7 protein-coding genes are annotated in these 8,045 nt (G+C 68.8%); 3 read left to right on the top strand and 4 right to left on the bottom strand.

What is annotated here, in order from left to right:
- From ACLBWX_RS17635 to ACLBWX_RS17625, 3 genes are all read right to left on the bottom strand, one after another.
- Nucleotides 1–535: transposase (locus ACLBWX_RS17635; RefSeq protein ID WP_447678298.1), on the bottom strand; the 535-nt coding region annotated here is incomplete at its 3' end.
- Nucleotides 536–622: 87 nt separating this feature from the next.
- Nucleotides 623–1,357, bottom strand: coding sequence for a sigma-70 family RNA polymerase sigma factor (locus tag ACLBWX_RS17630; RefSeq protein ID WP_447678297.1), 735 nt, complete (start codon nt 1,355–1,357; stop codon nt 623–625).
- A 406-nt stretch (nt 1,358–1,763) separates the two neighbouring features.
- A complete protein-coding gene (locus tag ACLBWX_RS17625) occupies nt 1,764–2,474 on the bottom strand; it encodes a Crp/Fnr family transcriptional regulator (protein ID WP_447678296.1) in 711 nt (236 codons plus the stop codon).
- Between the two features lie 544 nt (nt 2,475–3,018).
- Here ACLBWX_RS17625 and ACLBWX_RS17620 point away from each other — a divergent pair.
- Nucleotides 3,019–3,204, top strand: coding sequence for a hypothetical protein (locus ACLBWX_RS17620; RefSeq protein ID WP_447678295.1), 186 nt, complete (start codon nt 3,019–3,021; stop codon nt 3,202–3,204).
- A gap of 69 nt (nt 3,205–3,273) precedes the next feature.
- Here ACLBWX_RS17620 and ACLBWX_RS17615 read toward each other — a convergent pair whose 3' ends face one another.
- On the bottom strand, nt 3,274–3,447 hold the full coding sequence (locus ACLBWX_RS17615; RefSeq protein WP_447678294.1) for a hypothetical protein: 174 nt from the start codon (nt 3,445–3,447) through the stop codon (nt 3,274–3,276).
- 188 nt (nt 3,448–3,635) lie between these two features.
- Between ACLBWX_RS17615 and ACLBWX_RS17610 the strand changes: the two genes are divergently transcribed.
- Nucleotides 3,636–4,862, top strand: a complete 1,227-nt coding sequence (locus ACLBWX_RS17610) for an efflux RND transporter periplasmic adaptor subunit (protein ID WP_447678304.1) — start codon at nt 3,636–3,638, stop codon at nt 4,860–4,862.
- A gap of 12 nt (nt 4,863–4,874) precedes the next feature.
- A complete protein-coding gene (locus tag ACLBWX_RS17605; RefSeq protein ID WP_447678293.1) occupies nt 4,875–8,024 on the top strand; it encodes an efflux RND transporter permease subunit in 3,150 nt (1,049 codons plus the stop codon).
- The last annotated feature ends 21 nt before the right edge of the window (nt 8,025–8,045 follow it).

Below are 8,045 nucleotides of genomic sequence, written 5' to 3'. Positions count from 1 at the left end.
CGGACGGCGGCGGCGGATCTTTCCCTTGATCGTTGCCGCCCTGATCCTTGGGCTTGAAGCTCTTGATCGACGCCCAGGCCTCGATCAGCGTGCCATCGACGCTGAAGTGGTCGCTGGACAGAAGCCGCCTGACCCGGGGCCGGGCCAGCACGGCGGCCAGGAACTGGGCCGCGATCTCACCGGCCAGGAGCCGGTCCCGGTTCCGGGTGAAGCTCGAATGATCCCAGGCCTGATCGTCGATGCCCAGCCCTACGAACCAGCGGAACAACAGGTCGAACTCCAGCCGCTCCATCAGCTGCCGCTCCGAGCGGATCGAGTAGAACGCCTGCAGGAGCATAGCCCGCAGCAGCATCTCGGGCGGGATCGACGGACGACCCATCCGAGTCGCATAGAGTGCCGAGAACGACCCGCTCAGGGCCACCAGCGCCTCGTCCGTCAGTTGCCGGATGGCCCGCAGAGGATGATCGGACCGGACCCGAGCTTCCAGGTCCACATACGAGAACAACGCCCCCGAACGCCGATCCGAGCCCCGCATCTGCCTTCCCCGTTTACTGCCAGGGAGCAGTGAATCATGCCAACCCCTGGCACGCCACGGACTTCTTCAACACCCTGCTAGGCGGGTTCAGATCCGGGGCCGGAGGCTCATGTCGCTCAACACCGAGTTGGCGAGCCGGTCCGGCCCGATCTCGTTCGCGGAGTAGCCGACGAGGGCAGCCAGGCTCTCGCGGGCGCGCCAGACGCGGCTCTTCACCGTGCCGATCTTGCAGCCCATCACGGTGGCCGCCTCGTCGTAGGTCATGTTGTCGATGGCCACAAGCGTCAGGGCCTGGCGCAGAGTGGTCGACAACCGCCCGATGGCGGCGTTGACGTCCTCGAGGTCGACGACGGCCCCCTGTGCCGGCAGGGTCACCAGCTGGGCCGCGTAGCTGCCGTCGCTGTCCTCCACCTCGTGCACGCGCTTGCGCTGGCCGGAATAGAACGTGTTGCGCATGATGATGGTCAACCATCCGCAGACGTTGGTCCCGGGAGTGAAGCTCTCGCGGTACATCCAGGCCCGCAGCATCGTGTCCTGGACGAGGTCGTCCGCGCGGGCGGCGTCGCGGGTCAGGGAAAGCGCGTACTTGCGCAGGCCCGCCGCATGGTCCTGCAGGCCCTGCCGGACCTCCGCCGTGAGAGTCTCGCCCCGGGCCGCGAGCGCCGCTTCGAGCCGGGCCAGCAGGACGGCGAACCGGTCGGGCTGGTCGTCATCGAGGGATGCGTAGGCATCGCGCAGGTGCTTCCCGAGATATCGTCGGATCGCCGGCTCCAGCAGGGGCGCGGTCTGGGTCGGGGCGGCAGATCCTGAGTGCGATGTCATCCAGTGTCTTCTCAGCCTTTCGGGGCGGGCACTGGCCCACTCCTTCAGTCCGAGAGAGTGTGCAAAACAAGGAACACACTCGCATCAACACAGGTTAATGGAAAGACATTCGGAGATCTTTGCGCGCTTTCGTACGGTCAAGCCTGAACATAGTGGCCTCACTGCAAAGCTTCTTCTTTAGAAATACACGAGCAAATATGACAAAGAACCCGCCGCGGGCATAGCCGGGCGGGACGAGTCCAGGGATGAGCGCACGATGCGTGTTCCTTCAACCCACCGGAACCGAGAGTGTTCAATGTGGGCGGGACGCGAAGATCCGGTTGCCAGGGTCAAACCATGGCGGCGCATGGCCGATCGGATCAGGCCGCCGCGCCCGCGCGCGATGGAGTGGAAGACGCCGACCGAATCAGGCCGCCTCGATCAGCCGGCGATACTCGGCCTCGGGCACGCCGTAGCTGTCCCCCGCCACGGACAGAAGCCCAGCCCGGTCGAGAAGCTCGATGCGGCCGCGCCGTGCCTTGATCAGGCGATTGCCTTCCAGCATCTGCAGGGCCAGCGTCACGGTGGTGCGCTGCACACCGAGCATGTACGAGAGGAAGTCGTGGGTCACGGTGAGTTCGTCGCCGATGACGCGGTCGTGGCACATCAGAAGCCAGCGGGCGAGACGCACTTCGATGTTGTAGCTCGCATTGGCGAAGGCCGTCTGTGCGGTCTGGATCAGAAGGGTCTGGACGAAGCGCAGCAGCAGGTTGCGCAGGGTCGGGCTGCGCTCGGTGGCCGCCAGCAACGCGGCGGCCTCGATCGCCAGCATCTCGCCCGCGTTCTGGACGAAGTGGTCGTAGGGCGTGCGATCGCTGCCCAGAAGCACCGGGGCGACCCCGACCACGCCCTCGGGCCCGATGATGCCGACCTCGACCTTGCTCGTTCCGGCCGTGGTGATCGAAGCGTAGCCCACCTCAGGAAAGTAAAGGTCCTGAATCCGCTGGTGCGGATAGATCAGCCCCTGGCGCAACTCCGTCGGCATCGACCGCAGGTGCGGCTGAAGCAAACTGTAATCGCCCGGCGAAAGACGTCTGAGCAAACGGTTGCGAACGACAGATTGCTCTAACAGCGACACGGCCCTTTCCCTTGGGGCAAGAGCACAAATAGTCTCCCACAGACTCACAACCAGGAATATATACAAGCTATTTGTCGACTATCTGTACGATGCGAGACAAAGGCAAGCCTACCCAGGGATCTGTCGGGTAGTCGACATTCGCCAGATGCCGGGCGCCGCGCGGAAGGCCCGGAGCGCTGCCCGACCCTTCGATCTATGATTCATCGGGCGTGCGGATCAGGGGATATCGGAGCAGAGCGATAGCGCGAGATTCCGGCCGTGGCCGCGTAGAGGTCGCGCGTCCCGGTGCACGGTCGGATCGAGGATCGAGTGTGCCGTGACGGAGGATGGGAAACCGGTCCGGATGGCGGGGACTGTGCCCCGCCGCGGGCACCCGTGAGCGCACCCGAACAGGGGCCGAGACTTTCCCGATGCGCAGCGTGCCCGGATTCCTCGGGTGCGCTGAACCCCTGCAGTCGACCACGCGATCCTGCGCGAGTGGCTGACCAATCTCGGCTCCCGCTCGGCAATCGAGCGGATCGCACACCTGCTCCTCGGATTGCCGGTGCCGCGGCGGGACCGGCTCGATCTCGCCGGCTCGACCGCGCATGTCACCTGCCCGCCGCCGGACCTGATGAAGCTGATCGAGATCCGCGCCCGCATCCTGCCGATCCGGACCATCGCGCGCCTGATGAGCCTGAGCGGCTTCGACCCGCGCAACCTCTCGCCGGAACCGGCGGTCGAACAATGATCGGGCGGCCCGTCAGATCGATGGGCCGACCGGTCGCGAAGGCGTGGCAGGTTCGATGGCCGGGTCGTATTACGGGATCGGACGGGCCACGGGGTGCGCTGCGCGGATGTCCTCCAGGAGCGCCTGGAAATCAATGTAGCCGGCCTCTCGGGCCATCGCGTCGAGGGCGGATGCCGCGTCGCACGCGCTGCCGGTCCAGAGGACGGCGCCATTTGTCTGCTGGCGAACCTCGAAGATACTCATGATTCGTTAACCCTCTAAAGCGAAAGGTCTATACTCACCCTAACGTGAAGACGCGCCGAAAGTTGCGGGCGGCAGCACCGAACGGGATCGCTTCGGGCGCGTCGCGGACGCCGCCAACGAGGTGCGCCATGAAAACGCCGGTCTCGCGCCGCAAGCCCCGGATCTCCGACGTCGACGAGCGCCCCGCCATGCGATCCCTCTTGCGATCCCTCCGGCCCGCCTCGTTCGCCGGGGCACCCCTATTCGCCCTCGCGATGCTGGCCGGGGGAGCCCCGGACGCCCGTGCGACCGAGCCCGCAGCCGTTCCAGACCCGGCCGCCGTGGCACCGGCGGTCACGGTGGTCGCGGCGGTCCAGCGCGAGGTCGTGGAGCTCGCGGTCGTGACCGGGACGCTCGTGCCCCGCGACGAGATCCTGGTGGCGCCCGAGATCGAGGGAACCCGGATCACCGAGCTTCTGGTGGAGGAGGGGGCCCAGGTCGCCCGCGGCCAGCCCCTGGCGCGGCTCTCCCTGGAGATGATCGTGACCCAGGAGGCCGCCAACGCCGCCGCCATCGCCAAGGCGCAGGCCGCGATCATCCAGGCGCGCAGCCAGATCGTGCAGGCCGAGGCGGCGCAGATCGAGGCCAACCTCGCCCTCGAGCGGACGCGCAGCCTCATCCGTACCGGCAACGCCACCGCCGTCACCCTGGAGCAGCGCGTCTCCGCGGCGCAGGGCAACGAGGGCCGCCTCGCGGCCACCCGCGGCGGGCTCCAACTCGCCGAGGCCGATCTCGCCACCGCGCGGGCGCAGGGCGCCGAAATCGCCCTGCGGCGCGCCCGCACCGAGATCCGCGCGCCGGAGGCCGGGATCGTCAGCCGTCGCACCGCCCGGGTCGGCGCCACCGCGACCGCCGCCGGCGAGCCGATGTTCCGCCTGATCGCCCGCGGCGAGATCGAGCTCGAGGGAGAGGTGCCGGAAGTCTGGATGCCGCGACTTCATGTCGGTGACCCGGCCCGCCTCGACTGGGACGAAGGACGGACCCTGAAGGGGCGGGTGCGGCGCATCGATCCCGAGATCGACCGCACGACCCGCCTCGGGCGCATCCGCATCAATCTCGACCCCGATCCGGGCCTGCGCATCGGCGCCTTCGCCCGCGGCAAGGTCGAAGTCGCGCGCCGCACGGGCGTCGCGGTGCCGCTCTCGGCCGTGCTCTACGGGGCCGATGGCGGCGCCAGCGTCTTCATCGTCGCCGGGGACCGCGTCGAAGCCCGCCGGATCGTCCCCGGCCTCGCCGCCGACGGCGTTCTGGAGATCCGCTCCGGCGTGACAGCGGACGAGGTGGTGGTGGCCCGGGCCAGCAGCTTCCTGCGGGACGGCGACCGCGTCCGACCCGTCATCCCGCCCGTGAAGGCGGCCGATGCCGCTCCCCGCTGATCGGATGATCCCATGCGCCTGAACATCTCGGCCTGGGCGATCCGCAAGCCCATCCCGTCCCTCGTCCTCTTCCTGGTGCTGGTGGTCCTCGGCCTCGTCAGCTTCCGCGCGCTGCCGATCACGCGCTTTCCGAACATCGACATCCCCATCGTCTCCGTCCAGGTGCTGCAATCGGGCGCCGCGCCCTCCGAACTGCAGACCCAGGTGACCAAGGTGGTCGAGGATGCGGTGGCGGGGGTGAAGGGCGTCAAGCACGTCATCTCGACGATCTCGGAGGGCGTCTCCAGCACCACCATCGAGTTTCGCCTGGAGGTGAACAGCGACCGGGCGGTCAACGACGTCAAGGACGCCATCTCGAAGGTGCGGGTGAACCTGCCCCGCACCATCGAGGAGCCGATCATCAACCGCGTCGAGATCGCGGGCCTGCCGATCATGATCTATGGCGCCTCGGCACCCGCGATGACGCCGGAGGACCTGTCCTGGCTCATCGACGACGTCATCGCCCGGCAGGTGCAGAGCGTGAAGGGCGTCGGCGGGGTCGAGCGCCTCGGCGGCGTCGCCCGCGAGGTCCGCGTGACCCTGAAGCCCGACCGGCTGCTGGCGCTCGGGATCACGGCCGCCGACGTCAACCGGCAGCTGCGCCTGACCGCAGCCGACATGGCCGGCGGGCGCGGCGAGCTCGGCGGCCAGGAGCAGTCCATCCGGACCCTGGCGGGGGCGGCCAGCCTCGACACCCTGGCCGAGACCTCGATCGTCGTGCCGGGTGGCCGCAAGGTCCGGCTCGACGAACTCGCCACCCTGGTCGACGGCTCGGAGGAGCCGCGCACCTTCGCCCGCTTCAACGGCGAGCCCGTCGTCGCCTTCGCGATCTCGCGCTCCACCGGCGCCAGCGACGCCGAGGTCGCCGTCGGCGTCGCCAAGCGCATCGCGGAACTCGGCGCCCGCCATCCGGGGGTCCGCTTCGACCTGATCGACACCTCGGTCACCAACACGGTCGGCAACTACCACTCGGCGATGCTGAGCCTCGTCGAGGGCGCCGCCCTTGCGGTCGTCGTGGTGTTCCTGTTCCTGCGCGACTGGCGCGCGACCCTGATCGCCTCGATCGCCCTGCCGCTCTCGGTGCTGCCGACCTTCTGGGTGATGAGCACCCTCGGCTTTTCTCTGAACGCCGTCAGCCTGCTGGCGATCACGCTGGTGACGGGCATCCTGGTCGACGACGCCATCGTGGAGATCGAGAACATCGTCCGGCACATGCGCATGGGCAAGTCGCCCTATCGCGCCGCCCTGGAGGCCGCCGACGAGATCGGGCTCGCCGTCATCGCCATCACGGCGACGATCATGGCGATCTTCGCTCCCGTCTCCTTCATGAGCGGCATCGCGGGCCAGTACTTCAAGCAGTTCGGCCTCACCATCGCGGCGGCGGTGTTCATGTCGCTCCTCGTCGCCCGCCTGATCACGCCGCTGCTGGCCGCCTATTTCCTGCGGGACCACGGCCCCGACCACAGCCGGGAGGGTCCGGTGATGCGGGGCTACACCCGCGTCGTCGCCTGGTCGGTGCGCCACAAGTTCATCACCCTGGTGCTGGGGCTGGCCTGCTTCGCCGGCTCGATCCTGTCCACCGGCCTGCTGCCGGCGGGCTTCCTGCCGGCGGAGGACGCCGCCCGCACCATCTTCGTGGTCGAGCTGCCGCCGGGCGCACGGCTCGCCGACACCACGCAGGTGACCGACGGCCTCGTGGAGCGCATCCGCGCCCTGCCGGAGGTGCGCAGCGTGTTCGTCGATGGCGGCCGCCAGCTGCCCGCCAAGAAGGAGGTCCGCCTCGCGACCTTCACCATTAACCTCACCCCGAAGAACACCCGGCAACGGACTCAGAAGCAGGTCGACATCGCGATCCGGTCGATCCTGCACGACGTGCCCGACATCCGATTCTGGGCCCTGCGCGAGGGCGGCCAGCGCGACGTCACCCTGATCGTCTCCGGCCCGGACAAGGCGGTGGTGGCCGAGACGGCGGCCCGGCTCCAGCGCGAGGCGGCGGGGGTGCCGCATCTCGTCAACGTGCTCTCCACGGCGCCCCTGGACCGCACCGAGATCCGCATCCGGCCGAAGGCCGGGGTCGCAGCCGATCTCGGGGTCTCCACCGACCTCATCGCCGAGACGGTCCGGGTCGGCACGATCGGCGACATCGGGGCGAATCTGGCCAAGTTCAACACCATCGACCGGCAGGTGCCGATCCGGGTGCAGCTGCCCGAGCGCCTGCGCGGCGACCTCTCGCAGATCGAGACCCTCAAGGTTCCGGTGAAGGGCGGCGCCGCCGTGCCGCTCTCCACCGTGGCCGATCTGAGCCTCGGGCGCGGCCCGACCGCCATCGACCGCTACGACCGCGCCATCCGCGTCGCCCTGGAGGCCGACATGGAGGGCTCGGACGCGCTCGGCGCACTTATCAGCGCGGTGCTCGCCCTGCCCACCGCCAAGGACCTCCCGCCCGGCGTCACCATCCGGCAGACGGGCGATGCCGAGGTGATGGGCGAGGTGTTCGAGGGCTTCGCCCTCGCCATGGGCGCCGGCCTGATGATGGTCTTCGGCGTGCTGGTGCTGCTGTTCGGCAACTTCCTGCAGCCCCTCACCATCCTGTTCTCGCTGCCGCTCTCCATCGGCGGCGCGATCCTCGGCCTGCTCATCTTCAGCAAGCCCATCTCGATGCCGGTGGTGATCGGCATCCTGATGCTGATGGGCGTGGTGACGAAGAACGCCATCATGCTGGTGGACTTCGCCGTCGAGGAGATGGCCCGCGGCGTCGACCGGGTCACCGCCATCGTCGATGCGGGCCGCAAGCGGGCGCGCCCCATCGTGATGACCACCATCGCCATGGCGGCTGGCATGGTGCCCTCGGCCATGGCGCTCGGCATCGGCGGCGAGTTCCGGGCCCCCATGGCCATCGCGGTGATCGGCGGCCTCATCGTCTCCACCGGCCTGTCGCTCGTCTTCGTGCCGGCGATCTTCATCCTGGTCGACGACCTCTCGCGCCTGTTCGTGCGCGTCTTCGGCCGCTTCGTCGGCGCAGTCGACGAGCCGACGGAGGGCGCGTTCGCGTTGCCGCCGACCCCGACCCACACGGCCAACGACCCGAAGCCGCTCCTGCCGCCGCGCATCGCTGCCGAGTAGGCCGTCGGCAGACGCGCAAAA

The organism is Methylobacterium sp. M6A4_1b (assembly GCF_053345175.1).
Note: the sequence above shows the minus strand (reverse complement) of the source record. Positions and strands in the feature narration are given on the sequence as shown.

Excerpts from the sequence above, each read along its gene's own strand:
- ACLBWX_RS17630 (WP_447678297.1), bottom strand. The coding sequence starts at position 1,357 with ATGACATCGCACTCAGGATCTGCCGCCCCGACCCAGACCGCGCCCCTG.
- ACLBWX_RS17615 (WP_447678294.1), bottom strand. The coding sequence starts at position 3,447 with ATGAGTATCTTCGAGGTTCGCCAGCAGACAAATGGCGCCGTCCTCTGG.
- ACLBWX_RS17610 (WP_447678304.1), top strand. The coding sequence starts at position 3,636 with ATGCGATCCCTCTTGCGATCCCTCCGGCCCGCCTCGTTCGCCGGGGCA.
- ACLBWX_RS17605 (WP_447678293.1), top strand. The coding sequence starts at position 4,875 with ATGCGCCTGAACATCTCGGCCTGGGCGATCCGCAAGCCCATCCCGTCC.